We start from the raw sequence: 25595 nt of genomic DNA, 5'->3' as shown, positions 1-25595 counted from the left end.
GGGTAAGGGGCGAGGGACCAGTCACACCAGCGCCACGCTCTTGATCTGGGCATACACCGCCTTGCCCGGCGCCAGCGCCAGCCGTTCGCCGGAGAGGCGGGTGATCCGGGCCAGCAGGGGCTGGCCGTCGGCCAGGCGCAGGCGCACGATCTGCTGGGCGGCGTCGAGATCGCGAACCTCCCCGACCGTGGCCGGCAGGATGTTGAGAATGCTGGTGTCGCCGGGGGCGGTCAGGGCCAGGCTCACGTCGCTGGCCTGCACGCGCACCCGCGCCTCGTGACCCGGCGGCAGATCCGAACGCGGCACGGTGATGGCCCAGTGGTCATTGCCGATGCGGGTCAGATGCCAGTTTTCGTCATGGACGAGCACCCGCCCCCGCAGAACCGCGGCGCCGCCGTGACGCGCGGCCAGGCCGCCCGGATCGGTGAGCAGTTCGGCCGGCTCGCCGCAGGCCCGCACCCGGCCGTTTTCCAGCAGCACCAGGTGATCGGCCAGCCGCGCCACTTCGTCCGGCGCGTGGGTCACGTAGAGCACCGGCACCGGCAGATGTTCGTGCAGGCGCTCCAGATAGCCCAGAATTTTCTCCCGGCTGCGCAGATCCAGCGCCGCCAGGGGTTCGTCCATCAGCAGCAGCCGCGGGCTGGTGAGCAGGGCCCGGGCAATGGCCACCCGCTGACGCTCGCCGCCGGAGAGGGTGCGGGGATGGCGTTCGAGCAGGGGACCGAGCCCCAGCCACTCGATGACCTGGGCCATTTCGATCCGCCGCTGCGCCGCCGGCAGCCGCCGCCAGCCGTATTCGAGATTGCCGCGCACGCCAAGATGGGTAAACAGGCTGGCTTCCTGGAACACCACCCCCACGGCACGGCGATGGGTAGGCAGGAACTCGCGGCCCGCCTGCCAGGTCTCCCCGGCCACGCGCAGGCAGCCTTCGGCCCGCTGCAGGCCGGCGATGCAACGCAACAGGGTGGACTTGCCCGAACCGGAAGGCCCGAACACCGCCGTGATCCCCTGCCCCGGCAGTTCCAGATCCACATCGAGGGAGAAGTCCGCCCGCTGCAGGCGAAAGCGTACGAGCAGGGATTCGCTCATGGCCGGGGATCCGGGTCGAGCCGGCCGTTGATGCGGTACAGCACCAGCAGGATCACGAACGCCAGGCCGATCATCACCGCCGAGAGCCAGTGGGCCTGGGCATATTCCAGATTCTCCACGTGATCGTAGATGGCCACCGACAGCACCCGCGTCTCGCCGGGAATGTTGCCCCCGATCATGAGAATCACCCCGAATTCACCGATGGTATGGGCGAAGGCCAGTACCGCGGCGGTGAGAAAACCCGGCCGGGCCAGCGGCACCACCACGCTGAAGAACCGATCCAATGGACCGGCGCGCAGGGTGGCCGCCGCTTCCAGCGGCCGCTCGCCGATGGCCACGAAGGCGTTCTGCAACGGTTGCACCACGAACGGCAGGGAATAGAACACCGAGGCCACCACCAGCCCGGGAAAGGTGAACGGCAGGGTGCCAAGACCGAGCTGGGCGGTGAGCCGCCCCACCGGCCCTTCCGTTCCCAGCAGCAGCAACAGATAGAAGCCGATCACCGTTGGCGGCAGCACCAGGGGCAGGGCCACAACGGCGTTGAGCGGCTCCCGCAGCCAGTGCCGGGTCCGGCTCAGCCACCAGGCCAGCGGGGTGCCGATAAGCAGCAGGATGACGGTGGTCACCGCCGCCAGTTTCAGGCTCAGAAAGAAGGGTTGCCAGTCCATGTTCAGAGGCGATCGTCGGGCAGATCATAACCGGCGTTCGTGATCCGCTTGCGGATCGCCGGCTCGCGCAAAAAGGCCAGGAAGGCGCGGGCAGCGGGATTCTGCTCACCCCGCTTGAGAAGCACCGCCTGCTGCACGATGGGCGCGTGATCCGCTGCCGGCACCCGCCAGCGGCTGCCGCCCTGCGGCGAGCCCCGGCGAAGCTGGGCCAGGGCCACGAAGCCGGCCTCCACGGCCCCTGTGGCCACGAACTGGTAAGCCTGCGCCACCGACTCCCCGCGAACCAGGCGGCGCGACAGGCGATCCCACAGGCCATGACGGCTCAGGAACTGCCGGGCCGCCCGGCCATAGGGCGCGGTTCGCGGGCTGGCCAGGGCCAGGCGCCGGAATTCGCCGCGGCGCAACCACGCCAGCCCGTCGGCAAAGCGGCCCGCCTGCGGCGACCACAGCACCAGCCTTCCCTCGGCATAGGTAAAGCGACTGCCGGGCACGGCGAAGCCTTCCGCCTCCAGCCGCCGCGGACGCTCGGCATCGGCGGCCAGGAACACGTCGAACGGTGCGCCGTTGCGTATCTGAGCATACAGCTTGCCCGTGGAGCCGGCACTGATCCGCAGGCGATGACCACTGGCCGCCCTGAAGGCAGGCGCCAGATCCCGCAGCACGCCAAGAAAATTGGCTGCCACCGCGACCCGCGCCTGCCCCGCCTGCAAGGGCCCGGCAGAAAACGCGAGCAGCGCGAAAACCAGTCCGCAGATTCGGGCGATAAACGAACGCGATAAAGACACGGCACATCTCCAGGGCAAGCCGGCGTATTATGCCCCGCATCCCGACTCCCTGCCTTTCCTCCATCGGCGCGGCGACCTCGCTGCGGCAAACCGGCACGGTTTTTCCACTCCTCGTCTCCCTGCCGGGAAGAAGCGTATAATGCCGCCTTTTCCGTCTTGCAGTTCAGCGGAGGACAAACTGATGTTCGGAATCCACGGTCTGCATTTCCGCAATCTGCGGGGCGACATCTATGGCGGTCTCACCGCTGCCGTGGTGGCCCTGCCGCTGGCCCTGGCCTTCGGGGTGTCCTCCGGCGCCGGCCCCATCGCCGGGGTGTATGGCGCCATCTTCGTGGGCTTCTTTGCCGCCCTGTTCGGCGGCACGCCGGCCCAGGTCTCCGGCCCGACCGGTCCGATGACCGTGGTCATGGCCGCCATCTTCACCCAGTACACGGGCATGTTCCCGCAGGATCCGGCCCAGGGGGCGGCCATTGCCTTTACCGTGGTCATGCTCGGCGGCCTGTTCCAGATCCTCTTCGGCTGGCTCCGACTCGGCAAGTTCATCAGCCTCGTGCCACATCCGGTCACATCCGGCTTCATGAGCGGCATCGGGGTCATCATCATCCTGCTGCAGATCGGCCCCCTGCTGGGCCATCCGGCCGCCGGCGGGCCGCTGGCCTCGGCCGAGCATCTGCCCTCGGTGCTGGCACATCCCCACACCGCCGCCACCGTCCTCGGACTGCTCTCGCTGGGCATCGTTTACCTGCTGCCGGCCCGCATCAACCGCATTCTCCCTGCCCCCCTGCTCGCCCTGCTGGTCGGCACCGGGCTGATGCTGATCTTCTTCCGTGGCCAGGCGCCGATCCTCGGCGACGTGCCCTCCGGCCTGCCCCAGCCCCACTGGCCGACTTTCGTCAGTGACTGGCACCTCATCGTGGGCATGATCAAGTCTGCGCTGGTGCTGGCCCTGCTCGGCACCATCGACTCCCTGCTCACCTCGCTGGTGGCCGACAACATCACCCACACCCACCACGATTCGGACCGGGAACTCATCGGCCAGGGGATCGGCAATACCATCGCCGGCCTGTTTGGAGGGCTGCCGGGCGCCGGCGCCACCATGCGCACCGTGGTCAACGTTCGCGCCGGGGGCCAGACGCCTCTCTCGGGCGCCCTGCATGCCCTCATCCTGCTGGCGGTGGTCCTTGGCGCCGGGCGCTATGCCCGCTTCATTCCCAATGCCGTGCTGGCCGGGATCCTGATCAAGGTGGGCACCGACATCATCGACTGGGACTACCTGCGCCGCCTGCGCACCGCCCCGCGCGGCGGTGTCGTCATCATGTTCACCGTCTTCTTCATCACGGTATTCGTGGATCTCATCACCGCCGTTGCGGTCGGCATGATCATGGCCAGCTTCCTGTTCCTCAAGCGCATGGCCGATCTGCAGTTGCAGAGCATCCAGGCCATGACCGAACCTCATCCCGAAGCCCCGCTCTCGCCCCGTGAAGCGGCAATTCTGGAACAGGCCCGGGGCCGAATCCTGCTCTATCACATGGCCGGCCCCCTGAGCTTCGGCGCCGCCAAGGGGATGGTGCGCCAACTGGCCGCTTTCGACGAATACGACATCCTGCTGCTGGATCTGACCGACGTGCCGGCGGTGGACTTCACCTCCTCGCGCGCCCTGGAAGACATGATCAACGACGCCCGCAACGCCGGGCGCACCGTCTTCCTCGTGGGCATGCAGCCCCGGGTCCGCGCCTTCCTGGAAAAACAGCAGATCCTCGCCCAGGTGCCGCCGGAAAACCGCTTCGATACCCGGGAATCGGCCCTCTGCCAGGCCGCCCGGCAACTGGGCCTCGATCCCGAAGCCTGTGCCGCGCAGCCGGCAGCGGCAGAGAAGGCCCGAGCCTGATCGGCGCACCCATCTTGCATCCAGGGAGGGCAACCTCCCGCCGCAGGAGCGCCACCCGCGCCGCGATTAAAACCGGCGTCCTCGCCGCGAAAACACTGTCGCCAGGGATTGAGCAACGGGGAAACGTTCACTCCTCCGGGCCAGGCGCGCGGCGCTGTGCCTTGATCCGGGAACGATGGCGTTTCGCCTCCAGCCGCCGGCGCCGCGCCGCGCGGGTCGGCCGGGTGGGGAGCCGCCGTTTCGGCTCCCGGCAGGCGGCAGCCAGCAGTTCCCGCAAACGACGCAGGGCTTCCGCCCGGTTCTGCTCCTGGCTGCGGTATGTCTGGGCCTTGATGACCAGTATCCCGTCCCGGCTGATGCGCCGGTCGCGCATCGCCAACAGGCGCTGGCGGCACGACTCGGGGAGGGAGGCGCGGGTGATGTCGAAGCGCAACTCCACCGCCGTCGCCACCTTGTTGACGTTCTGCCCGCCGGGCCCGCCGGCATGAATGGCCCGCCACGCGATCTCGCTTTCGGGAATCGCCACCCGATCGTTCACATGCAACATGATTGACACGCCTTCAACCCCGTCAATCCGGACACCAGCAGGCCACCTCTTCCCATTCCGGATGCTCGGCATAGGCATGATCGAGACAGGCCTCCCGCGCCTCGGCCACGGTCTCACCATAGAAATGGGCATGACAGACCCGGCACCGGCAGAACTTCGGCTCCCGAAAGACCGAGGTCTCCGGCGGTGATGCTTTCGTCGTCATCCAAGCCCTCCTGTCCTGTACCAATCGGCCACCATCCCCCGGATTCCGGCCCACGCATCATGCTAACATGATGGCGGAAACGAACCGGATCGCACGCCAACGCCCGAAAGCGTCAGGAACCATGCTCAGCGACACCGCCATCTGGCTCATCGCCCTCGGCTTCTTCCTGCCCCTGCACTACCTCGGCCCCCTGGCCGTGCTGCATCTCAGTGGCCGGGAATCCCCGGAACTGCGCCGCCGGCGCACGCGCACCCTGCTTATCGACTGTACCCTGACCATCGTCCTCGCCTTTCCCCTCGCCGTGTGGCTGTTCGGAAAGTCACCGCTGTATGCCGGGCTGCTGTTCCTGAGCGTGCTGATCTGGCCATATGCCCATCTCGCCCTGGCGCGCATCGGCAACCGCTGAATCCGGCCCAATCGGCATCCCCGCCACGCCGCCCCATGCCACCCCCCATCCACCCTGGAATTCTCGCCCGGCTTGCCCGCCGAAGCCTGCGAATCCTGCTCGTTCCGATCGGCTTGCTGGCCCTGTTTCTGGTGGGCGCATGGGTCACGGGTTGTCTGCTGTCCGGTCCGGGGTATTGGGGACCCGTCTCGGATCATTTCGACGGCCAACGCTTCATCAACCAGCTCCCCATCCGGCACCGCAGCTTCAATGAATTTCTGCGCTGGATGCGCACACGGGCGCCGGGGCCTTGGCACTGGATCGCGGCAAAACCGGGCCCGCCACCGCCCAGGCAAGTAACTCACGGTCGCCTGCGCGTGACCTTCATCAACCACGCCACCGTGCTGATCCAGATGGATGGCCTCAACGTCCTCACCGATCCCATCTGGTCGCAACGCGCCAGCCCCTTCTCCTGGATCGGGCCCAGGCGCATGCGCCCGCCCGGCATCCGTTTTGCCGATCTCCCACCCATCGATGTGGTTCTCCTCAGCCACAACCATTACGACCACTTCGATGCCCCCACCCTCCGCCGGCTCGAAGCCGCCCACCACCCCCGCTTCGTCACGGGCCTCGGCAACGGCCCATTGCTGGCGAAACTCGGGATTGACAAATACCGGATCGTGGAGCGGGACTGGTGGGAAACCACAAAGCTTGGCGACGGCCGACGTCTGCACGTGGTGCCCGCCCAGCACTTCTCGGCCAGGGGGCTGTGCGATCGGGACAAGGCCCTGTGGGCCGGTTTCGTCCTGGAGGGCCCGTCAGGCCGGGTCTATTTCGCCGGCGACACCGGCTTCGGCCCCCACTTCAGGCAGATCCGCAAGCGCCTGGGCGCCCCTCGCCTGGCCCTCCTGCCCATCGGCGCCTACCGTCCCGAATGGTTCATGGCCCGCGTCCACATCTCCCCCGACGAAGCCGTTCGCGCCCACCACCTGCTCGGCGCCCACACCAGCATCGGCATCCACTTCGGCACCTTCCGCCTGGCCGACGACGGCCAGACCGAACCCGTGCAAGCCCTGAGCCGCACCCTTGCCAGCCAACCCGCGCCAAAGCCGCGCTTCTGGACGCTGGATTTCGGTGAAGGCCGCGAGATCCCCTGATGAGCAGTGCGTGGAAATGGCCTGAACCAAAACTCAAACTATTGATTAAAAAAGAATATTGGCGGAGAGGGTGGGATTCGAACCCACGGTGCCCGCAAGGGCACACTTGATTTCGAGTCAAGCCCGTTCGGCCAGCTCCGGCACCTCTCCGGGGTGGTGGTGAAAGAGGTCATTGGTGGGGTGGGGTGTTTCGAGCCGGGATCATACCGCAGATTCGGAACAATTGCGGAGATTCAGCCCACATTTATTTCATGGATTTGCCTGTTTTTCCACGGAATGTTCATTTTTTGACCGTGAGCGCTGAAAATGTCACATGTGACATTGGTTCACATTCATGTATTTTCATTTACTTTCAGCAATTTGCGACATTTTTCACAAGCAATTCCTTAGCTGAATACTCCGATTTGGCTATGGAAACTGAATATTAGGAACTTATAATAAAGTATGATCGATTTCCATGTCCCCCCGCATGGCGCCGCTGGAATCGCGGTCCGATCGGATTCGACGGTTCAGAAAAATGTGAACCAGTCGATATATTTTCGGAATTCATGGTCAGCCGGATATGCGGAAACTCCTTTTCTCCAGCCTTGTCGTTCTTGCCGCCGTAGTCGGGCTGGCGCTGAACGCCTGTGCGCCCCAGCGCAGTACGCTGGAGGAGGTTCTCGCCAGCGGTGAGCTGCGGGTGCTTACCCGCAACAGTCCTACTACCTACTATCTTGGCCCTCAGGGTCCGACGGGCCCGGAATACGATCTGGTGAAGGCGTTCGCCGATTCGCTGGGGGTAAAGGTTCGCCTCATCGAGGAGGAGAACCTTCCCGTTCTGCTCAAGCGGATTGCCCGCGGCGAAGCGCACCTGGCTGCCGCCGGTCTGACGGTGACGGAGAGCCGCAAGCGCTTCCTGCGCTTTGCCCCGCCCTACCAGAGCATCACCCAGCAGGTCGTCTATCGTCGTGGCGGCCTGCGTCCACGCGGCATCGACGATCTGATCGAGGGGCATCTGGAAGTCGTTGCCCACAGTTCCCATGTGGAGCAGCTCGAAGCCCTGCAGGCGAAATATCCCGAGCTGGACTGGGCGGAAAGCGAGGACACCACCAGCACCGAATTGCTCAACCTGGTGGCCGAAGAGGTAATCGATTTCACCATTGCCGATTCCAACGAGGTGTCGCTGGTGCGCCGCTACCATCCCGAAGTGCAGGTGGCGTTCGACATCTCCGCCGAACAGCATCTGGCCTGGGCCTTTCCGCGTACTGCCGATGACAGCCTTCTGCAAGCCGCCAGGCAGTTTTTCGAAAAGCTGCGCAAGAGCGGGGAACTCAAGCATCTTCTGGCACGGCATTACGGCCATGTGAGCAATTACGACTACGCGGGCACACCCACCTATCTGCGCCACGTGAATCGGCGCCTGCCCAACTACCGTGCACTGTTCGAAAAGGCAGCACGGGAAAACGATCTGGACTGGATGCTGCTCGCGGCCGTGGCCTACCAGGAGTCTCACTGGAATCCGCTGGCCGTCTCGCCCACCGGCGTGCGCGGCATGATGATGCTGACCCGAACCACCGCCCGTCAGCTCGGCATCGCGAAGCGCACCGATCCGGTCCAGAGCATCGAGGGAGGCGCACGCTATCTGCGGGGCCTGATCGACCGCTTCGCCGACATCCCCGAACCGGATCGGACCTGGTTCGCTTTGGCCGCCTACAACGTGGGCTACGGGCATGTGCGCGACGCCATGTGGATCACCGAACAGCGCGATGGCGATCCGACGCGCTGGGCAGACGTGAAGGAAAACCTGCCCCTGTTACGGCGCAAGAAGTGGTATCGCAAGACGAAATACGGCTATGCCCGCGGTCATGAGCCGGTGCGGTATGTGGAGAACATCCGCAGTTATCATGAAATCCTGCGCTGGACCATCAAGCGGGAAGCCCCGCCGGCAAAGACGCCGAAGTCGATTCTGGTGTTCTCTTCGCCCGTGCTCTGACGGTGGTTCAAGGCCGTTATCAATCCGGCGTGTCGGCCTGCGAGAAGACCATCCGTCTCGCGTCGGCCTGAAGGCCGACCTACTGTAACTGTTCGGCTTCCATCGACAGGTAGACCTGGTACGCGTTGCGCCGGTGGGCGGCCTCGAAAGCGGGGAGTTTTTCGAATTCGGACCAGTCAGCGGCGGAATAGGCTTCGTCGAACGGAATCATCTCTTCCACGGCACGCCCCATGACCTCGCGGATCCGTTCCAGGTAATGGCGTGTGGCGCGGATGGCTTCAAGCGGATCGCGGGCGGCCGGCCCATGGCCCGGAATCAGCGCGGCCAACCCGCCCGTTTCCATCTTCCTGAGCGTTTCCAGCCAGCGTTTGGTATCGGCATCGCCCAGATAGGGCACCCGGCCTTCGAAGATGATGTCTCCGGAAAACAGCACCCGATCCGGTTCCACGTAAACCGTCAAATCCCCGTCCGAATGGGCCGCCCCCAGCAAGCTGAGCTGGAACCGGACGTCCCCCAGAGAGAAGGTTTGCGTTTTTTTCAGATACACGTCCGGATTGATCAGGCGGGTTCGCTCATTGACCCAGGGATCGAGCGAGAAGCGCCGCTCTTCCAGCCGTGCGGCGGCCTGCGGTGAATTGAGATAGTCCATCGCCCCGGCCGGGGCGATGATCTCGGCACCCAGTTCCTTGAAGACCTGCAGACCGTAGATGTGATCGGCGTGATAATGGGTGAGGATGACCTTGACGATGGGTTGGCGGGTCACCTTCCGGATCCGCTGCAACAGCATGGCCGCCAGGGAAGGCGTGCCCAGCGCATCGATGATCACCACGCCTTTGCCGGTGATCACCACGCCAGCGTTGGAGATGAAGCCTTCGTTCTCAATGGCGGTGCCCGCTGCCCCCTGCACGTAATACACATGCTCGCTGACCTTGCGCAGGGTCATCTCCACCGGCGCCGGCGGATATTTCCTGAGAATGGCGGCCAGATCCTCGCCGGCCGCGCGAGCGAGCGCGGGAAGCATCAGACACATGAAAATCAGGGAAGTGACGACGGATTTCATCAGGCGGGTTTCTCCATGAACAGGGGGCTGGCATTATCGCCGCTGGGTACGGCCATGCAACAGGGAATTGGACCACGGCCGGGAAAGCCCGGTTCCCCGGTGCATTCCGCACCCGGCACGCGGGCCGCTCAGCGCCGGGCCCGGAAGAAGGCCCTGAGCAGATCACCGCATTCTTCGGACATTACCCCGCCGGTGACGGCAATGCGGTGGTTGTGCCGCGGCGAGATGGCAATGTCGAAAACGCTGCCGGCGGCGCCGGTGCGCGGATCTGCCGCGCCGAAGACCAGGCGCTGGATGCGGGCGTGGATCATGGCCCCGGCGCACATGCTGCATGGCTCCAGAGTCACGTAGAGGGTGGTGCCGGGCAGCCGGTAGTTGCCCAGCCGCCGGGCGGCGTCACGCAGGGCGCGGATCTCGGCATGGGCGGTGGGATCGTGCTCACCGATGGGGGCGTTGAATCCCTCGCCCACAATTTCGCCCTCGTGTACCAGCACGGCGCCCACCGGCACCTCGCCCGCCTGCTCGGCCTGACGGGCCAGCGCCAGCGCCCGGCACATGAAGCGCGCGTCGATTTCCGCGGTCATGATCTCAGCCCTGGCGTTCGAGCTCGGCGATTTCCCGATCCCGCATCCCCAGCAGATAGAGAATGGCGTCGAGACCGAGGGTGGCGATGGAATGGCGGGCACGGGCCTTGACCAGCGGCTTGGCGTGGAAGGCGATGCCCAGACCGGCGATGGCCAGCATGGGCAGATCGTTGGCGCCATCGCCCACCGCGATGACCTGCTCCAGGCTGATGCCTTCCTGCTCGGCCAGTTCGCGCAACAGGCGGGCCTTGGCCTCGCCGTCGATGATCTCGCCCTTCACCCGTCCGGTGAGCTTGCCGTGGCGGATGTCGAGCTGGTTGGCATACACGTAGTCGATGCCCAGCCGGCGTTGCAGGTATTCGGCGAAATAGGTAAAGCCGCCGGAGAGAATGGCCACCTTGTACCCGAAGTGGCGAAGATGGCGGATCAGGCGCTCGGCGCCCTCGGTGATGGGCAGGTTCTCGGCAATCTGCCGCAACACCGCTTCGTCCAGCCCTTCGAGCAGGGCCAGGCGCTGGCGAAAGCTTTCGGCGAAGTCCAGCTCGCCGCGCATGGCCGCCTCGGTGATGGCCGCCACCCGCTCCCCCACCCCGGCCGCCTTCGCCAGCTCGTCGATCACTTCCGTCTGGATCAGGGTGGAATCCATGTCGAAGCAGACCAGGCGGCGGTTGCGGCGGTAGAGGTTGTCTTCCTGCACGGCCACGTCCAGCTCCCAGTCCTGGGAGATGGCCAGGAAGTCCGCATGCATGGCGGCAATGTCCTCCACCTCGCCCGAGAGCGCAATCTCCACCGAGGCGCCGCGCGGCTTCGTCTCGGGGTGGCGCAGGGAGATACGCCCGGAAAGGCGGGTGATCTGATCGATGTTGAAACCGTGTCGACTGACCACCTCGGTCACCCGGGCCAGGTGCTTTGCCGTGATCCGCGGGCCGAGCAGGGTCACGATGTGCCGCGCCCGTCCCTGGGCGGCGACCCACTGCTCGTATTCGTCGAGGCTGATGGGTGTGAAGCGCAGGGTCAGGTTCAGCTCGTGGCCCTTGAAGAGCAGTTCCTTGAACACCGCGCAGCCCTCCTCGCCCGGCGCCTCGATGAGCATGCCCAGCAGCAGGCTGTCGTGGATCACCGACTGGCCGATGTCGAGCACCGGCACATCGTAGCGGGCCAGGATGGCGGACAGAGCCGCCGTCAGGCCCGGGCGGTCGCGGCCCGTGACCGTGATCAGCACCACTTCGCTCACGGCGTCATTCCCAACTCTATTATCAACAGGCCTCTTTTAGCTTTTATTTTCAACGGTTTAGTTTCCAGCTAAACGGTAATTCCATGAGAAATACCATGCTCAGAAAATCCTTCAAAATGCTCGAAAAATATTGTCGATTGAACACTGATACACATCGCATTTGGCAACGTTCCGGGCTTTGACTCCCAGGTGTTTCCCTCCTGTTTCTGCGGATAACCAATCACCGCGAACAGGTTGCTCGCCTGGGGTTCCCTTTCAGACCGAACATGCGCAGGAGACTCTTGCTCGACTTGTCGAAAACCGGGGACAGTCCCTCAAACCCTATCGTAGCACTGATGTAGTCGTGCAGCACTGCCTTACCGGTATCGACATCACCGGCAAGCAGGCAGACGACACCTTCTTACAACAGGGCCTTGCGAAACGCCGCGCTGGATCCAGTTGGGTGCATGCCTGAATGGTGTCCTTAAAATCTTTCGTCAGCGGGTGGGTGGCGGACACCTCGATGCGCCGTCCGATGCGGTCGATGGCCAGCCCGGGCGCAACCTTCAGGGCCTCCTCCTGCAGCTGGTGGGTGTCCGTGGCCGCCTGCGCCGACTGTTAGCTGACCTCCAGCCCGACTAGGGTGCCGTGACCGGAGCCATAGGCCAGGGTACGGGCTAGGCGCCGGCGGAGATAGTCCTGCACGGCCTGGAAATCCTCGGTGCCCAGCATCACGCCGGTGGCGTAGTGGACCCGCTCCACGGCCTCCTGCCGGGACAATGTGTCGGTGGTGGTCGACACGCTCTTCTCTCCTGCGCGAAACGGCGTTCAGCGAATGATGGGCAGCTGCGGGACGATCACCGTCCCGACGGGCGTAGAATGTCGTCACGCAGCGGAACAGGGAACAGCGGGGTGATGATCACCCGTACCCGCGCCGGCCGGCTGCGGTTGCCGCTGTCGTCCTGCGCCACCAGCTCGAAGGTATGCACCCCCACAGGCAGGTTGCCCTTCACCGCCAGCTGCGGGTGGTGGGTAGTGTAGAGCCGACGGCGGGTAAAGTCGGCGATCATGCTTAGTCCACCAATGACCAGGTGTACTTGACAATTTTTCCGCCGCCCACATCGACGGATCTCTTGCCACTGAGGATGAGGCCCTTGCCGAAGGGCAAGCGGTTGTTTGGCAGTGGCCTCCCATCCTCGTCGTACACGGTCAGCACAGCGGTGGGCGCCTGGTCATCGATAACGATCACCATCACCTGGGCGGGCTGGGACACGTTGCCGGAATCGTCTTCCACTTCTAGCTGAAAGCTGTGGCCACCAACCGGCAACTTGCCATTGGGCATCTGGATGACCAGCTTCGGGTCGTTGGTGGTGACAGGATTGGCCTGGATGTCTTCGAGGATCTTGGTCGTCATGGCTTGTTCTCCTTGATCTGGCTGAGTGAATGATTCAGGTGTCTTCGTCCGTCTCGCCTGACGTATAGGAAGAATAGACGCCCTTTTCCACCAAGTCCACGGGAGTTCACGCCTGATTGATCAAGCGTTTGACCTGTCTTTTTAGGTCTTTTTTGAGAAACCAATCTTTTTAACCAGATGCGTAGCAATGACACGGTAGACGATGCCCAGCACACTTCCCATGATCTCGGGCTGGCTTGGCAAACAGAAAGCGCAATGGAAACGAGAAACTCAACACCCACTGGCGTATGGGCTGTCCGGGTAAGACTTCATCGATCAGCAACGCTTCACTTTCGGCCATGCGTCGCGCCCCGCAGCTCGGGCAAAAGCCATGTTCGAGACGGCCACACCTGAGGCAGTCTTCAAACTCCTGCTCGACACACCCTGGCAGTCTCTGCCCTGCGACACCATGTGCGCCATGAACGCCGGGTAATACTCCTCGACGATTTGATAGAGAAGGGTCTGCTCGGGACGGTGGCGCTGGTAACACCCAGCATCCCGGTCCCAGGTAGCCATCCCGGCCGCCGCCAGTTGGAGCATGATACGCGTCCTTGCGACACTGTATTTATACAGTCTATCGCCTAACTGCGAGATCTTGAAGCTTCTGCCGAAATACCTGCCAGTGCCAGTCATTGCCTGTGGGTGCCATCACTCCCACTCGATGGTGCCCGGCGGCTTGCCGGTCACGTCGTACACCACGCGGGACAGGCCCGGCACCTCGTTGACGATGCGGGTGGAGACCTTCTCGAGGAATTCGTAGGGCAGGTGAGCCCAGCGGGCGGTCATGAAGTCCACCGTTTCGACGGCGCGCAGGCTCACCACGTGCTGGTAGCGGCGGCCGTCGCCGGTCACGCCCACCGATTTCACCGGCAGAAAGACCACGAAGGCCTGGCTCACCTGGTCGTAGAGATCCTGCTTGCGCAGTTCCTCGATGAAGATGTGATCGGCCAGGCGCAGGGTATCGGCGTATTCCTTCTTCACCTCGCCGAGGATCCGCACGCCCAGGCCCGGGCCCGGGAAGGGATGACGATAGACCATGTCATAGGGCAGGCCCAGCTCCACGCCCAGCTTGCGCACCTCGTCCTTGAACAGCTCGCGCAGGGGTTCGAGCAGCTTGAGCTTCATGAACTCGGGCAGGCCGCCCACGTTGTGGTGGGACTTGATCAGATGGGCCTTGCCGGTCTTGGCGCCGGCCGATTCGATCACGTCCGGATAGATGGTGCCCTGAGCCAGCCATTGCACGTCGGTGAGTTTCTCGGCTTCTTCCTCGAATACCTCGATGAACAGGTTGCCGATGATCTTGCGCTTCTGTTCCGGATCGGTGACGCCCTTGAGGGCGCGCAGGAAGCGATCCTCGGCATCCACGCGGATCACCTTCACCCCCATGTGCTTGGCGAAGGTGGTCATCACCTGATCGCCCTCCTGATAGCGCAACAGGCCATTGTCCACGAACACGCAGGTAAGCTGGTCGCCGATGGCCTTGTGCAGCAGAGCCGCCACCACCGACGAGTCCACACCACCGGAGAGGCCCAGCAGCACCTGATCCGAACCCACCTGTTCCCGGATCTTCGCCACGCTGTCCTCGATGATGTTGTCGGCGGTCCACAGGGCAGCGCAGCCAGCGATGTCGAGCACGAAACGCTCGATGATGCGCTGGCCCTGGCGGGTGTGGGTCACCTCCGGATGGAACTGGATACCGTAGAAGTGGCGCGCCTCGTCGGCCATGCCGGCGATGGGGGCGCTATCGGTGGAAGCCATGAGCTTGAAGCCGGGCGGCATCTCCACCACCCGGTCGCCATGGCTCATCCACACGTCCAGCAGGCCATAGCCCTCGGGGCTGGTGTGATCCTCGATGTCGCGCAACAGGGCGGTATGGCCACGGGCGCGCACCTGAGCGTAGCCGTATTCGTGATGTTCGGCCATCTCCACCTTGCCGCCGAGCTGGGCGGCCATGGTCTGCATGCCGTAGCAGATCCCCAGCACCGGCACGCCCAGCTCGAAGACCACCTCCGGCGCCTTCGGGGCTTCCTCGGCGGTGACCGTCTCCGGCCCGCCCGAGAGGATGATGGCCTTCGGCGCGAAGGCCCGGATATCCTCCTCGGCCATGTCCCAGGGATGGATCTCGCTGTAGACCCCGGCCTCGCGCACCCGGCGCGCGATAAGCTGGGTGTACTGGGAGCCAAAATCGAGGATCAGGACGCGATCGGCATGGATATCCGTGGACATGGGCAGGAAATCTCCGGAAAGGGGATGGGTCGGCTGGAGGCGCAATGATCGGGGAAATCGGAGCACAATTCAAGCAACCGTTCTGCCGGCAGGACGTTCGAATCCGGCTTGCGGCGGGCAGCGGGGTTGCGGATACTTCACGCCATGAAATACGTCGGCGCCCATGTCAGTATCGCCGGCGGGGTGGAAAATGCCCCGCTCAACGCACGGGAAATCGGCGCCCGGGCCTTCGCCCTGTTCACCAAGAACCAGCGCCAGTGGTCGGCCCCGCCCCTCGCGGAGACTGCCATCGCCGCCTTCCGGCAAAACCTCGACGCGGCGGGCATCGAAACCCGCCACGTGCTGCCCCACGACAGTTATCTCATCAACCTTGGCCATCCCGACCCGGACGGACTGGCCAAGTCCCGCGCCGCCTTCATCGACGAAATGCAACGGGTCGCGCAACTCGGGCTGGACCGGCTCAATTTCCATCCGGGTGCCCATCTGGGGCGGATCCCTGAAGACGCCTGCCTGGACCGCATCGCCGAATCGATCAACCTGGCCCTGGAGCAGGTGCCGGGCGTGATCGCCGTGATCGAGAACACCGCCGGCCAGGGCACCAACCTGGGCCATCGGTTCGAGCACCTGGCCCACATCATCGACAAGGTGGAAGACTCCTCCCGCGTAGGGGTCTGCCTCGACACCTGCCATACCTTCACCGCCGGCTACGATCTGCGCACGCCACAAGCCTGCGAGGCCACCTTCGCCGAGTTCGACCGGGTGGTGGGATTCGATTATCTGCGGGGCATGCACCTCAACGACAGCAAGCCGGAACTGGGCAGCCGGGTGGATCGCCATGCGAGCCTGGGCAAGGGCCACCTGGGCATGGCCGTGTTCGAATACATCATGAACGATCCGCGCTTCGACGATCTGCCCCTGATCCTCGAAACCCCGGATCGCCAACGCTGGCCTGCGGAAATCAGGCGGCTATACGGGCTCACCCGCGACCGGGACTGATCGGGCCATCCGTCCGGGGCTGTCCCTTCGGAAAACGGCGTTGATGGCCCGAGACGGCCACGCCTGTTGACCTGCATCAAGATCCCGTTTCGGCCCTGGCGCTAGACTGCCCCTCTCGGCCATTACGGGAACATTGCACATGCTCACAGCCCATCCCCAAACCGCTCTCACGCGTCCCAATCCCTTTCACCCGGATGACGAGGACGCCTATCGCTACTGGCGGGATCGCAAACTGCAGGACTATCCGCGGGATCTCGGCGATCTGGTCGTGGAACTGGACGATCCGCGGCGCCTGAAACCCCAGGAATTCGACGCCCTGCTGGTCCGCTGCCGCAAGACCAACATGGCCCTGTACGCCAGCCGCACCGGAACCGATCCGGATCCGGAGATCCCCCTGTCGCTGGCGCGGCACTTCGGCCTCACCGGCATGGATCGCAACTGGCTGGCCGACGATACCGGCCTGACCTCGCTCACCGTGCGCGAAGACGGTGTGCGGCGGCATTACATTCCCTACACCAACCGGGCCATCCAGTGGCACACCGACGGCTACTACAACCCGGCGGATCGCCAGATCCAGGCACTGCTGCTGCATGTGGTGCAACGGGCCGCGCAGGGCGGGGAGAACGCCCTGCTCGATCACGAGATCGCCTACCTCCTGCTGCGCGAGCAGAATCCCGACTACATCCGGGCCCTCATGGCCCCCGACGTGCTGACCATCCCGGCGCGCATCGAGGACGGCCGAATCGCCCGCCCCGAGGAGACCGGCCCGGTGTTCCGCATCACCCCCGAGGGCAACCTGCACATGCGCTACACTATCCGCGTGAACAACGTGATCTGGAAGGAGGACGCGCTCACCCGCGAGGCCCTGGCTGCCCTCCAGGCGATCCTGCACGGCGATTCACCCTGGATTTTCCGCGGCCTGCTCGAACCGGGCATGGGACTGGTGAGCAACAACGTGCTTCACGACCGCGCCGCCTTCACCGATGACGCAGAGCACAAGCGGCACTACTACCGGGGCCGCTACATCTTCCGGCTGGCAGGAACCGGCCTGGGCGACGCGGAAATCCGCTCATAGGCTGTCGCGGGCCCCGGTTCAACCGCCCTCGAAGCAGGCCATCCACCTGTGAGAGGAACCCGGCAGTTCCGGCGCCCCTGCCGGCTTTCTCCCCTCCCCCCGAGACATGCGCTATGCTTTGCGTCCCGACGCAAGCGAGGCATACCATGGGCGCAGAAGACAATCAGCCGGACTGGAACCGGATCGCGGAAAAATTCGATCTCTGGCTGCCACAGATCGCACCGGTCGGCGAAGCCCTGATCGATGCCCTGCAGGCAAACGCGGCGCATCGCATTCTGGACATGGCCTCGGGCACCGGTGAACCCGCCCTGACCCTGGCCCGGCGCCTGGAAGACAAGGCCGAAATCATCGGTATCGACGCCGCCCCGGGCATGGTGAACGTGGCCCAAAAGAAGGCCGAAGATGCCAACCTCCGGCGGCTCCGGTTCCTGCCCATGCCGGCGGAGAAACTGGATTTCGAGGCTCACAGCTTCGACCGGGTTCTCTGCCGCTTCGGCGTCATGCTGTTCGAGGATCCGCTCGCGGGCCTGCGAGAGATGCACCGTGTGCTGCAACCCGGCGGCCGCTTCGCCCTGGCGGTCTGGAGCACGCCGGAAACCATGCCCACCCTGTACTGGTCCCATCAGGCCTTTCGGGGCCGGATCCCCGAATCCGAGTATCCCCCCTTGCCCAAGGTCACTTCACTGGGCGCCCCGGGGCGCATGGAGACACTGCTGAAGGAAGCAGGATTCCGCGAATATACCGTCGAGCGCCGCCAGTTCGACTACCGTTTCAACACTTTCGACGCCTACTGGGATTTGGTGGAAGCCTCCGAGATCCTCAAACAGCAATATGACGCGCTTCCCCCCGAAGAGGCGCCGGCGATACGCCAAACGATTGCCCATCTGGCCCGGGACTTCATCCGCGAAGACGGCCAGCTTGTCGTCCCCCACGAATACCTGCTGATTCACGGCAGCCGCTAGCCGAATCGCCGGCGATGGGGTTCCGGTCAGCACCGCAATACCTGGACACACCACGGAAACGAAAAAAGCGCCCGAAGGCGCTTTTTTCGTAAGGAATTGGTAGCGGGGGCTGGATTCGAACCAACGACCTTCGGGTTATGAGCCCGACGAGCTACCAGACTGCTCCACCCCGCATCCGTTGAGGCTGCGCATTCTACCAAGTTGCCGATTTTTTTCAAGTCCGCACAGCGACTTAACGAACCGGCTGAAAACCCGCTCCCCCGCCGCCTTCACGCCCCCGCCAGGGGTGCAAGGCACGCCTGCGGATTGCCAATTGCAATGCCGCCATTCGGCCAGTCTGGAGAAGAAAAACTTAATGCATTGATTTTATTGGATTTTCAGTAGTGGCATGTGTTTTGCTTCGATGGATGGGAGTTTCCCAACCAGGAGTTCAACGTGCCCACAAGACGCAGGATGCTGATTCAGACCGCCCTGACCGGCGGCAGCCTGGCCCTGGCGGCCAGTGCCGGTCTCCTCTCGCCCCGCGCCGTTCTGGCCGCGTGGCCGGCCAGCGCCTTCGAGGCGCGCAAGCTGCCCGAGGCCCTGTCGGCCCTGTTGGGCGACGCGGCCCCCATCGACAGTGACCGGGTCACCGTCAAGGCACCGGACATCGCCGAAAACGGGGCAGTGGTTTCGGTCACGGTCACCACCGATCTGCCCGGGGTAGAGAGCATTTCCGTCTTCGTTCCGGTCAACACCTTCCCCCTCACCGCCAGTTACGAACTTTCGGACATGACGGATGGTTTCGTGACCGGCCGGATCAAGATGGCCAAGACTTCCGACGTGATTGCCGTGGTCAAGGCCGGCGGCAAACTCTACCGCGCCAAGAAGGGGGTCAAGGTGACGCTCGGCGGTTGCGGCGGTTGACGAAGGAGAAAAGCATGAAAAACAAGATGAAAATCCGTGCCTGGATGGACAAGGGCAAAACCACCGTAAAAGCCATCATCTTTCACCCCATGGAAACCGGGATGCGCAAGGACAAGAAGACCGGCAAGAAAATCCCGGCCCATTACATCACCGAGGTCAACTGCGAACACAACGGCAAGACCGTGCTGCGTTGCCTGTGGGGACCGGGGGTCTCCAAGAACCCCTTCATCTCCTTCCGCTTCAGTGGCGCCAAGGCCGGCGATACCCTGAAGATCGCCTGGGTCGACAACCAGGGCAACAGCGGCAGCCAGGAAGCCCGCATCAACGACTGACGACCGACGATTTCTCCCTTGTGGTCCGGCGTACTCCTTGTGGGTACGCCTTTTTTTTGCGCCCCTTGCGGCGGCGCCAACGCGTTTTCCGGCCCGTGGATCAAGAACGGGCGCCCGAGAGCGCCCGTTTTCGTTATCTGCCAATTGCGCAGGATCAGGGTTTGATGTAGACGTACCCCTGCTGTTGCAGTTCGGCGACCTGGGCCACGCCCGAGGGAACGATTTCGGCATATTCGCTGATCTTGTTCTTGTCGATGTTCTTGCCACGAATGGTGTTGGCGCAGATCTGGAACTTCACACCCCGATTGGCCAGGCTGGCGATGGTGTCCGTGAAGTCGTAGGGCTTGCCGGTCTTCGGATCCTTCTTGCCCATGGCATCGTCGACCAGCGAGAATGCCCCGCTGCTGTGGGTGACCACGATGATCTCGACGTTTTCATCCCCCACGGCGTTGAGGTGGTTCTTGATGTTGCGAAATGCGCCCTTGGCATGGTGGATGTTGTTCACATGGTAGACGACCTTTTGCTTGCTGTAGCCATTCCTGGCGTCACCGGCCTGGGCAACGGACAGCCCCACGGCCAGCAGCGTGGTGGCAAACAGCAACAGCATCTTCTGCACGGTAAGCTTCATCATATCTCCTCCAGAGTCATTGTTGTAATGCTTGGCGATAGCCAGCCATGGACGTGCAAGCATCGTTCCACATCCATCGCCCTGGGTATTTTCAATGGAGATCAATCGCTTGCAGCTTGTAGGCAAATCCGGGCCGACCGGTTGGCGGCGCAGCGCTTGCATTTTGCAGCACCTGTCGGTGGCAGGAGTGTAATTTACACTGCTTCGGCCTCGCTTTCGTAGCGCCGGAGTTTGCGCCACAGTGTGGTCTTGTCGATTCCGAGGATCTGGGCGGCACGGGTTTTCTTGCCCTGGCAACAGGCAAGGACGTGCTCAATGTATTGCTGTTCCAGTTCATTCAGGGAGCAGAAACGGCTGTCGGAGAAGACGACCGCCTGTTCACCGCCGGGAAGCGCCCCCACGGCCGATGCGGACTCCGGCTCCCAGTGCAGGATCGGGCCATCGGCAAGGATGACGCAGCGTTCGATGGCGTTGCGCAATTCCCGCACGTTGCCCGGCCAGTGGGCTTCGCAAAGGCGGACGAGTGAGGTCTTGTCGAAGCCCCGGATCTGGCGGCCATAGCGTTGTGCAAATTCCTGCACGAACGCCTCGACCAAGGCGGGAATGTCTTCCCGTCGCTCGGCCAGCGGCGGAACATGGATCGTCACCACGTTCAAACGATGGTAGAAATCATGGCGCAGGTGGCCATCTTCGACCATCTGCGCCAGATTGCGGTTGCTGGCCACGATGATCCGAACGTCCACCGGGATCGGGGTGCTGCCCCCGACACGGGTGATGGTGCTCTCCTCGATGGCCCGCATCAGCTTGATCTGCATGGTATCGGAGATGTTGCAGATCTCGTCCAGGAACAGGGTGCCGCCATCGGCCTGTTCCATGAGGCCGTGCTTGCGCTGGGTGGCCCCGGTGAAGGCGCCCTTCTCGTGGCCGAAGAGTTCACTTTCGAGCAGGGTGGTGGTGAGCGCGCCGCAGTCCACGGCCACGAAGGGCTTGTCCTTGCGCGGTCCGTGATCGTGCAGGGCGCGGGCCACCAGTTCCTTGCCGGTGCCGGATTCACCGGTAATGATCACCGAACAACTGACCTCGGCCACCTTGTCGATGGTGGCGTACAAGCGCTTCATCGCCGGCGTGTCACCAATCATGCCATAGTGATGACGCTTTTCGCCGAGACGACGCTTGAGCAGGCGGTATTCGTCACGCAGCCGCGCATTCTTCAGCGAACGCTCCATCAGCAGGCGCAACTCGGCAAAGTCGAAGGGCTTCTTGATGAAATCCGTAGCGCCCCGTTTCATGGCCTCCACGGCATTTTCCACCGAAGAGTAGCCGGTCATCACCAGCACCGGCACGTCGCTGTCGATGTCGCGCAGGCGGGTGAGCAGTTCGAAGCCGGTCATGCCGGGCATGCGCAGATCGGTGATGACCAGATCCGCGCCCTCGGCCTCGAATCGCTTGAGGCAGGCGCGCGGGTCCTGAAACACCTCGCAGTCATAGTTGGCGTTGTCGCAGTTGCGCTGCATGACCCGACAGGTCACCATGTCGTCATCCACGAACAGAATACGCGGTTTCTTATCCGGCATTGAGCATCTCCTCCACATCCTGCATGACGTCTTTGTCCCGGGCACTTTTCACGGGCAGGCGGATATACACGCTGGCCCCACCTTCGGGATTGTTCTCGATCCACAGCCGCCCCTGGTGGCGCTTGACGATACCGTAGCTGATGGACAGCCCCAGGCCGGTCCCCTCCCCTTCGCGCTTGGTGGTAAAGAAGGGATCGAAAATCTTCGACGAGTGCTCGGAAGCGATGCCGCTGCCCGAATCGGTGATCTCGATTTCGATTTCGTCATCCCGCTGGCGCGCCAGGATGCGAATGCGCGACCCCTCGGGCGAAGCCTGGATGGCGTTGAGGAGGATGTTGACCAGCACCTGCTGCAACAGATTCGGATCGCCTTCCATCGGCATGCGCGGATCCAGTTGCTTGTCGACGACGATTCCGCCCGATTGCAGCCGGTGGGACAGCAACTCCAGCGTGTCTTCCAGCAGGCGGCGCATGTCGAAGGCTTCGTAGGTCGGCTCCTTCTCCCGCGCGAAGCTCAGGATCCCCTGCACGATGCGCGCACACCGCTCGCCTTCCTTCTTGAGAATCTGCAGATCCTCACGCAGCCCGCCCTGATCGGGCCGCAGCGATTCCTCCACCAGGGACGCCAGGGACATGATGTTCATCAGCGGGTTGTTGATCTCATGGCCGATGCCGGCGGCCATCTGGCCCAGCGCTGCCAGCCGTTCCGACTGGCAGGCGGCGCGCACGGCCGATTCCCGCTCCTTTTCCGTCTCCTCCAGCCGCTGCACCAGATAGTTGAACGCCGTGCCCGCCTGCTCCACCTCGTCCCGCCGGTTCACCTGGGGCGCGTAGCGGGCGCCACGATCGCCATCGGCGTAACGGCGGATGATCCCGGCCAGACGGTGCACCGGCGCGGTCAGGCGTCCCGATGCCCAGCTGGCAATGATCAGACTGGCCAGCAGCAGGGCGCCCAGCAACAGCCAGATGGAGGTGCGCATGCGGATGATCGGGGCATAGACCGTGGCCCGATCCGTCTCCAGCACCAGCAGCCACTGGTTGAGCCGATCCGGGTAGGGATTGATCTTGCGATAGAACAACATCCGTCCATCGTCACGGAACAGGCTGCCGTAATCGACCGATTCGTGGATCTGCTGCCACTCGGCATCGCTCAGCTCACGGGACAGGCGATATTCACTGCCGAGCTGGTTGGCGAAACGCTTGGCGCTGTCACGGTGATAGAGGTAGATGCCGTCCCGCGGCCCGCTCCAGTCCATTTCCACGATATAGGCATTCACGTCGTGGCCGCCCAGGGCGCTTTCGATGGTGGTGTCGAGCCGCTGACCCCACATGTTGACCACCAGCACTCCCTCCAGGCGATCCACCTCATCGAAAAGCGGCACGGAATAACGCACCATGGCCGGGCAGAAATCGGCCCCCTTGGCCACCTGGCCAAGCTCGAAGTTGGACATGTAGATGCCGTTGCCTTCCTGGATGGCCTGCTTGAAGAAACTGCGATTGGCCTGATCGGCGATGAACAGCCGGCCGCTTTCCTCGTCGATCCGCTTCGGTTCGATGGGCCGGCCTTCCTTCACCTTGACCAGGGTATGGCCGTTGCGATCGATGAACCGCAAGGCCTGGATGGCGGGCACCGAGAGCTGGTAATTGAGAAAGAACTGCTCGAGTCGATCCGCATAGCGATGGTAATCGGGATGCCCGGGATCGGCGGCAACCGCGGCGAACTCCCGCACCGCCGGCACCCGGGACAGCCCGCGGGCGATGGCTTTCTGGTTGTTGAGAATCAGCCCGATCTCGCCGGCCATCTTGTCGAGCGTGCCAAGCATCTCGCTGCGGGTGCGCGCGGTCACTTCCGCCTCCATCTGATCCACCACGCCGAACAGCAGGATCAGCAAGGGGATCCCGCTGAGCAGGGAGAGAACGATGAAGAACTTGTGCCGCAATTGCATGGGGGCCGACCGGGATTGCAGATTGCAAATGACAGGACAATTAAAGCCCAATTCGGCGCGAGGGGGAAGCGCCTGAGGGCGGGAAGACATAAAAATCCGCTATTTTGGTGCAGATTGCAATAAGTGCGGCAGGATTTTTAAAGGATTCAATGATTTGCAACTACCGGCTAGCCCGGATATTACACCAGGGGAGGCGGGAGATTGCATGTCGGGCTGAAGCCCGGCCTACCCCCTTCCCGTAGGTCGGCCTTCAGACCGACACGGGTATGGCACCGATTGCGTGTCGGGCTGAAGCCCGACCGACATGATACGCCTTGACGTTGACTGGCCTGCAGGGGGGGCTGTCAGGCACCCAAACGCCTTTCCAGGACGGACGAGCCGTAAACCCGCAATAACACGTCTCAAATTTGTGCTGACACAAACGGGACCGGTCTGTGGCAAGCGTAGGCCGGCGCCGCTGCGCTTGAGCCGGCCTACGCTATCTGCTGGGCAGGCAGGGGTTACGGCAGGATGGCCGCCTGGCAGAGGGCCAGCAGGCCGCCGGGGAACACGCCCAGGTAGAGGATGGCCAGGCTGTTGAGGCTCAGGGCCATGCGCATCTCCACGTTGGGATTGAGCGGGCTGGTGTCTTCCGGCTTGTCGAAGTACATGAGCTTGACGATGCGCAGGTAGTAGAAGGCGCCGATGATGGAGAACACCACGCCCACCACGGCCAGCCAGGTCATGCCGGCGGCCACCACCTGCTCGAGCACGGCCAGCTTGGCCCAGAAGCCGAGGAAGGGCGGCACCCCGGCCATGGAGAACATGATCACCATCATCATGGCCGCATACCAGGGGCTGCGCTGGTTCAGCCCCTTGTAGTCGTCCAGTTCGTCGGCCTCGAAACCCTGGCGGCTGAGGAACAGGATCATGCCGAAGCCGGCCACCGCCATGAGCACGTAGGTCAGGGTGTAGAACAGGGACGCGGCCACCCCGCTGTCGGTACCGGTGAGCACGCCGAGGATCAGGAAGCCCACATGCGAGATGGTGGAATAGGCGAACATGCGCTTGATGTTGGTCTGGGCGATGGCCAGGACGTTGCCCACGGCCATGGACAGCACCGCCAGCACCACCAGGATGGCCTGCCAGTGTTCGTGCAGGCCGGGCATGCCCTCCACCAGCAGGCGCAACAGCATGGCGAAGGCGGCGATCTTGGGCGCGCCGCCGATGTACAGGGTCACGGCGGTGGGCGCGCCGTGGTACACGTCGGGGATCCACATGTGGAACGGCACGGCGCCGAGCTTGAATCCCACCCCGATGAGGATGAACACGAGGCCGAAGGAGAGGATCACGCCAGGGGCCTGGCCCGCCTGCAGGGCCGCGGCGATGGCGGCCAGATCCAGGCTGCCGGTCACGCCATAGAGCAGGGACATGCCATAGAGCAGCATCCCGGAGGCGATGGCGCCAAGCACGAAGTACTTCATGGCCGCCTCGGAGGCCAGGCTCGAATCCCGCTGCAGCACCACCATGGCATACATGGACAGGGACAGCAGCTCCAGTCCCAGATAGAGGGTGAGCAGGCTGTGGGCCGAGATGAGGATCAGCATGCCCAGCACGCCGAACAGGCCGAGCACATAGTATTCGCCGCGGAACATGTCGCGCGCGCGCAGATAGTCGCGGGCATAGAGGAAGGTAACGAAGGCCGCCAGCAGCACGGCGATCTTGAGCACGTCGCCCACCGTGTCGCGCACGAAGGTGCCGGAGAGGATCACCTGGCGCTCGCCCGCGAAGGAGGTGAGGATCAGCAGCAGGGTCACCAGCAGGGCGGTCTGGACCATCAGGTAGGTGACCATGCGGCTGCGCTGGGGGATGAACAGATCGGCGATCAGGATCGCGCAGGTGATCCCGAGCAGCACGGTTTCGGGCAACAGGGTCAGCAGATCGGACAGTTCGAAGGTCATGA

Annotated in this window: 25 protein-coding genes, 2 tRNA genes and 1 pseudogene; 9 read left to right on the top strand and 19 right to left on the bottom strand. The window is 63.7% G+C overall.

Translation table 11 applies throughout. The features are described from left to right. Positions 1 to 21: 21 nt before the first annotated feature. From modC to modA, 3 genes are read right to left on the bottom strand one after another with little or no spacing between them, the layout of a single operon-like run. The gene (gene modC, locus ACZ5BH_RS11715; RefSeq protein ID WP_464889444.1) at positions 22 to 1089 is read right to left on the bottom strand and encodes a molybdenum ABC transporter ATP-binding protein; all 1068 of its coding nucleotides are present in this window, start codon (positions 1087 to 1089) and stop codon (positions 22 to 24) included. Further along, positions 1086 to 1757 carry a molybdate ABC transporter permease subunit gene (gene modB, locus ACZ5BH_RS11710; RefSeq protein ID WP_464889443.1) on the bottom strand — a complete coding sequence of 224 codons (672 nt, stop codon included), beginning with the start codon at positions 1755 to 1757 and terminating at the stop codon, positions 1086 to 1088. The genes modC and modB overlap by 4 nt, the downstream gene beginning before the upstream one ends. Positions 1758 to 1759: 2 nt before the next feature. Then, positions 1760 to 2440, bottom strand: coding sequence for a molybdate ABC transporter substrate-binding protein (modA, locus tag ACZ5BH_RS11705; RefSeq protein WP_464889442.1), 681 nt, complete (start codon positions 2438 to 2440; stop codon positions 1760 to 1762). A gap of 283 nt (positions 2441 to 2723) precedes the next feature. Here modA and ACZ5BH_RS11700 point away from each other — a divergent pair, with 283 nt between their 5' ends. Further along, positions 2724 to 4430 carry a SulP family inorganic anion transporter gene (locus ACZ5BH_RS11700; RefSeq protein WP_464889441.1) on the top strand — a complete coding sequence of 569 codons (1707 nt, stop codon included), beginning with the start codon at positions 2724 to 2726 and terminating at the stop codon, positions 4428 to 4430. A gap of 127 nt (positions 4431 to 4557) precedes the next feature. Here the strand turns inward: ACZ5BH_RS11700 and arfB are convergent, their stop codons facing one another. After that, positions 4558 to 4977 carry an alternative ribosome rescue aminoacyl-tRNA hydrolase ArfB gene (gene arfB / locus ACZ5BH_RS11695; RefSeq protein WP_464889440.1) on the bottom strand — a complete coding sequence of 140 codons (420 nt, stop codon included), beginning with the start codon at positions 4975 to 4977 and terminating at the stop codon, positions 4558 to 4560. Between the two features lie 22 nt (positions 4978 to 4999). Then, positions 5000 to 5182 carry a hypothetical protein gene (locus ACZ5BH_RS11690; RefSeq protein WP_464889439.1) on the bottom strand — a complete coding sequence of 61 codons (183 nt, stop codon included), beginning with the start codon at positions 5180 to 5182 and terminating at the stop codon, positions 5000 to 5002. Between the two features lie 121 nt (positions 5183 to 5303). Between ACZ5BH_RS11690 and ACZ5BH_RS11685 the strand changes: the two genes are divergently transcribed. Both ACZ5BH_RS11685 and ACZ5BH_RS11680 read left to right on the top strand, forming a co-directional pair. After that, on the top strand, positions 5304 to 5588 hold the full coding sequence (locus ACZ5BH_RS11685; RefSeq protein ID WP_464889438.1) for a hypothetical protein: 285 nt from the start codon (positions 5304 to 5306) through the stop codon (positions 5586 to 5588). Positions 5589 to 5944: 356 nt separating this feature from the next. Beyond that, entirely contained in the window at positions 5945 to 6724 is a 780-nt protein-coding gene (locus tag ACZ5BH_RS11680; RefSeq protein ID WP_464889437.1) for an MBL fold metallo-hydrolase, read from the top strand. A gap of 59 nt (positions 6725 to 6783) precedes the next feature. Here the strand turns inward: ACZ5BH_RS11680 and ACZ5BH_RS11675 are convergent. Further along, positions 6784 to 6874: transfer RNA gene (locus tag ACZ5BH_RS11675), tRNA-Ser, on the bottom strand. 412 nt (positions 6875 to 7286) lie between these two features. Here ACZ5BH_RS11675 and mltF point away from each other — a divergent pair. Beyond that, on the top strand, positions 7287 to 8699 hold the full coding sequence (gene mltF, locus ACZ5BH_RS11670; protein ID WP_464889436.1) for a membrane-bound lytic murein transglycosylase MltF: 1413 nt from the start codon (positions 7287 to 7289) through the stop codon (positions 8697 to 8699). A gap of 79 nt (positions 8700 to 8778) precedes the next feature. On the opposite strand, the gene ACZ5BH_RS11665 is transcribed toward mltF, so the two are convergent. The 8 genes and pseudogenes from ACZ5BH_RS11665 to guaA all read right to left on the bottom strand — a co-directional run bounded on the left by ACZ5BH_RS11665 (position 8779) and on the right by guaA (position 15235). After that, on the bottom strand, positions 8779 to 9759 hold the full coding sequence (locus tag ACZ5BH_RS11665; RefSeq protein WP_464889435.1) for an MBL fold metallo-hydrolase: 981 nt from the start codon (positions 9757 to 9759) through the stop codon (positions 8779 to 8781). A 128-nt stretch (positions 9760 to 9887) separates the two neighbouring features. Beyond that, on the bottom strand, positions 9888 to 10343 hold the full coding sequence (gene tadA, locus ACZ5BH_RS11660; RefSeq protein WP_464889434.1) for a tRNA adenosine(34) deaminase TadA: 456 nt from the start codon (positions 10341 to 10343) through the stop codon (positions 9888 to 9890). Between the two features lie 4 nt (positions 10344 to 10347). Beyond that, the gene (gene serB / locus ACZ5BH_RS11655; RefSeq protein WP_464889433.1) at positions 10348 to 11577 is read right to left on the bottom strand and encodes a phosphoserine phosphatase SerB; all 1230 of its coding nucleotides are present in this window, start codon (positions 11575 to 11577) and stop codon (positions 10348 to 10350) included. Between the two features lie 597 nt (positions 11578 to 12174). Beyond that, on the bottom strand, positions 12175 to 12357 hold the full coding sequence (locus ACZ5BH_RS11650; RefSeq protein ID WP_464889432.1) for a hypothetical protein: 183 nt from the start codon (positions 12355 to 12357) through the stop codon (positions 12175 to 12177). A 56-nt stretch (positions 12358 to 12413) separates the two neighbouring features. Beyond that, entirely contained in the window at positions 12414 to 12626 is a 213-nt protein-coding gene (locus ACZ5BH_RS11645) for a hypothetical protein (RefSeq protein WP_464889431.1), read from the bottom strand. A gap of 2 nt (positions 12627 to 12628) precedes the next feature. After that, positions 12629 to 12970, bottom strand: coding sequence for a hypothetical protein (locus ACZ5BH_RS11640; protein WP_464889430.1), 342 nt, complete (start codon positions 12968 to 12970; stop codon positions 12629 to 12631). A 159-nt stretch (positions 12971 to 13129) separates the two neighbouring features. Continuing rightward, positions 13130 to 13549: pseudogene (locus tag ACZ5BH_RS11635) on the bottom strand (hypothetical protein); the annotation flags it as partial. Positions 13550 to 13657: 108 nt separating this feature from the next. Continuing rightward, positions 13658 to 15235, bottom strand: a complete 1578-nt coding sequence (gene guaA, locus ACZ5BH_RS11630; RefSeq protein WP_464889429.1) for a glutamine-hydrolyzing GMP synthase — start codon at positions 15233 to 15235, stop codon at positions 13658 to 13660. Between the two features lie 144 nt (positions 15236 to 15379). On the opposite strand from guaA, the gene nfo reads away from it, so the two are divergent. From nfo to ACZ5BH_RS11615, 3 genes are all read left to right on the top strand, one after another. Further along, positions 15380 to 16231: a deoxyribonuclease IV gene (nfo, locus tag ACZ5BH_RS11625; RefSeq protein WP_464889428.1), complete on the top strand. Its 852-nt coding sequence runs from the start codon at positions 15380 to 15382 to the stop codon at positions 16229 to 16231. Positions 16232 to 16370: 139 nt separating this feature from the next. Then, positions 16371 to 17306: a TauD/TfdA family dioxygenase gene (locus tag ACZ5BH_RS11620; protein ID WP_464889427.1), complete on the top strand. Its 936-nt coding sequence runs from the start codon at positions 16371 to 16373 to the stop codon at positions 17304 to 17306. Between the two features lie 146 nt (positions 17307 to 17452). Beyond that, positions 17453 to 18268: a class I SAM-dependent methyltransferase gene (locus ACZ5BH_RS11615; RefSeq protein ID WP_464889426.1), complete on the top strand. Its 816-nt coding sequence runs from the start codon at positions 17453 to 17455 to the stop codon at positions 18266 to 18268. A 97-nt stretch (positions 18269 to 18365) separates the two neighbouring features. Here ACZ5BH_RS11615 and ACZ5BH_RS11610 read toward each other — a convergent pair. Continuing rightward, a tRNA-Met gene (locus tag ACZ5BH_RS11610) sits at positions 18366 to 18442 on the bottom strand. A 279-nt stretch (positions 18443 to 18721) separates the two neighbouring features. Here ACZ5BH_RS11610 and soxY point away from each other — a divergent pair. Next, positions 18722 to 19174: a thiosulfate oxidation carrier protein SoxY gene (gene soxY / locus ACZ5BH_RS11605; protein ID WP_464889425.1), complete on the top strand. Its 453-nt coding sequence runs from the start codon at positions 18722 to 18724 to the stop codon at positions 19172 to 19174. 14 nt (positions 19175 to 19188) lie between these two features. Continuing rightward, complete coding sequence (gene soxZ / locus ACZ5BH_RS11600; protein WP_464889424.1) at positions 19189 to 19506, top strand: thiosulfate oxidation carrier complex protein SoxZ; 318 nt, start codon at positions 19189 to 19191, stop codon at positions 19504 to 19506. Between the two features lie 154 nt (positions 19507 to 19660). Here soxZ and ACZ5BH_RS11595 read toward each other — a convergent pair whose 3' ends face one another. The 4 genes from ACZ5BH_RS11595 to nuoN form a co-directional block, all read right to left on the bottom strand. Then, entirely contained in the window at positions 19661 to 20296 is a 636-nt protein-coding gene (locus ACZ5BH_RS11595; protein ID WP_464889423.1) for a DsrE family protein, read from the bottom strand. A gap of 32 nt (positions 20297 to 20328) precedes the next feature. Then, positions 20329 to 21708, bottom strand: coding sequence for a sigma-54-dependent transcriptional regulator (locus tag ACZ5BH_RS11590; RefSeq protein WP_464889422.1), 1380 nt, complete (start codon positions 21706 to 21708; stop codon positions 20329 to 20331). Next, entirely contained in the window at positions 21698 to 23653 is a 1956-nt protein-coding gene (locus ACZ5BH_RS11585; protein ID WP_464889421.1) for a sensor histidine kinase, read from the bottom strand. Before ACZ5BH_RS11585 ends, ACZ5BH_RS11590 begins: the two co-directional genes overlap by 11 nt. A 500-nt stretch (positions 23654 to 24153) precedes the next feature. Beyond that, complete coding sequence (gene nuoN / locus ACZ5BH_RS11580; protein WP_464889420.1) at positions 24154 to 25593, bottom strand: NADH-quinone oxidoreductase subunit NuoN; 1440 nt, start codon at positions 25591 to 25593, stop codon at positions 24154 to 24156. Between the last annotated feature and the right edge of the window lie 2 nt (positions 25594 to 25595).

The organism is Thioprofundum lithotrophicum (assembly GCF_055387065.1).
This window is presented reverse-complemented; position numbering and strand designations above follow the sequence as displayed.

Coding starts and splice junctions, on each gene's coding strand:
- ACZ5BH_RS11665 (WP_464889435.1), bottom strand. CDS start 9,759: ATGAAATCCGTCGTCACTTCCCTGATTTTCATGTGTCTGATGCTTCCC.
- ACZ5BH_RS11620 (WP_464889427.1), top strand. CDS start 16,371: ATGCTCACAGCCCATCCCCAAACCGCTCTCACGCGTCCCAATCCCTTT.
- ACZ5BH_RS11685 (WP_464889438.1), top strand. CDS start 5,304: ATGCTCAGCGACACCGCCATCTGGCTCATCGCCCTCGGCTTCTTCCTG.
- modB (WP_464889443.1), bottom strand. CDS start 1,757: ATGGACTGGCAACCCTTCTTTCTGAGCCTGAAACTGGCGGCGGTGACC.
- soxY (WP_464889425.1), top strand. CDS start 18,722: ATGCTGATTCAGACCGCCCTGACCGGCGGCAGCCTGGCCCTGGCGGCC.
- ACZ5BH_RS11690 (WP_464889439.1), bottom strand. CDS start 5,182: ATGACGACGAAAGCATCACCGCCGGAGACCTCGGTCTTTCGGGAGCCG.
- ACZ5BH_RS11595 (WP_464889423.1), bottom strand. CDS start 20,296: ATGCAAGCGCTGCGCCGCCAACCGGTCGGCCCGGATTTGCCTACAAGC.
- ACZ5BH_RS11640 (WP_464889430.1), bottom strand. CDS start 12,970: ATGACGACCAAGATCCTCGAAGACATCCAGGCCAATCCTGTCACCACC.
- ACZ5BH_RS11585 (WP_464889421.1), bottom strand. CDS start 23,653: ATGCAATTGCGGCACAAGTTCTTCATCGTTCTCTCCCTGCTCAGCGGG.
- ACZ5BH_RS11590 (WP_464889422.1), bottom strand. CDS start 21,708: ATGCCGGATAAGAAACCGCGTATTCTGTTCGTGGATGACGACATGGTG.
- nuoN (WP_464889420.1), bottom strand. CDS start 25,593: ATGACCTTCGAACTGTCCGATCTGCTGACCCTGTTGCCCGAAACCGTG.
- guaA (WP_464889429.1), bottom strand. CDS start 15,235: ATGTCCACGGATATCCATGCCGATCGCGTCCTGATCCTCGATTTTGGC.
- modC (WP_464889444.1), bottom strand. CDS start 1,089: ATGAGCGAATCCCTGCTCGTACGCTTTCGCCTGCAGCGGGCGGACTTC.
- mltF (WP_464889436.1), top strand. CDS start 7,287: ATGCGGAAACTCCTTTTCTCCAGCCTTGTCGTTCTTGCCGCCGTAGTC.
- ACZ5BH_RS11615 (WP_464889426.1), top strand. CDS start 17,453: ATGGGCGCAGAAGACAATCAGCCGGACTGGAACCGGATCGCGGAAAAA.
- arfB (WP_464889440.1), bottom strand. CDS start 4,977: ATGTTGCATGTGAACGATCGGGTGGCGATTCCCGAAAGCGAGATCGCG.
- nfo (WP_464889428.1), top strand. CDS start 15,380: ATGAAATACGTCGGCGCCCATGTCAGTATCGCCGGCGGGGTGGAAAAT.
- ACZ5BH_RS11645 (WP_464889431.1), bottom strand. CDS start 12,626: ATGATCGCCGACTTTACCCGCCGTCGGCTCTACACTACCCACCACCCG.
- ACZ5BH_RS11700 (WP_464889441.1), top strand. CDS start 2,724: ATGTTCGGAATCCACGGTCTGCATTTCCGCAATCTGCGGGGCGACATC.
- soxZ (WP_464889424.1), top strand. CDS start 19,189: ATGAAAAACAAGATGAAAATCCGTGCCTGGATGGACAAGGGCAAAACC.
- tadA (WP_464889434.1), bottom strand. CDS start 10,343: ATGACCGCGGAAATCGACGCGCGCTTCATGTGCCGGGCGCTGGCGCTG.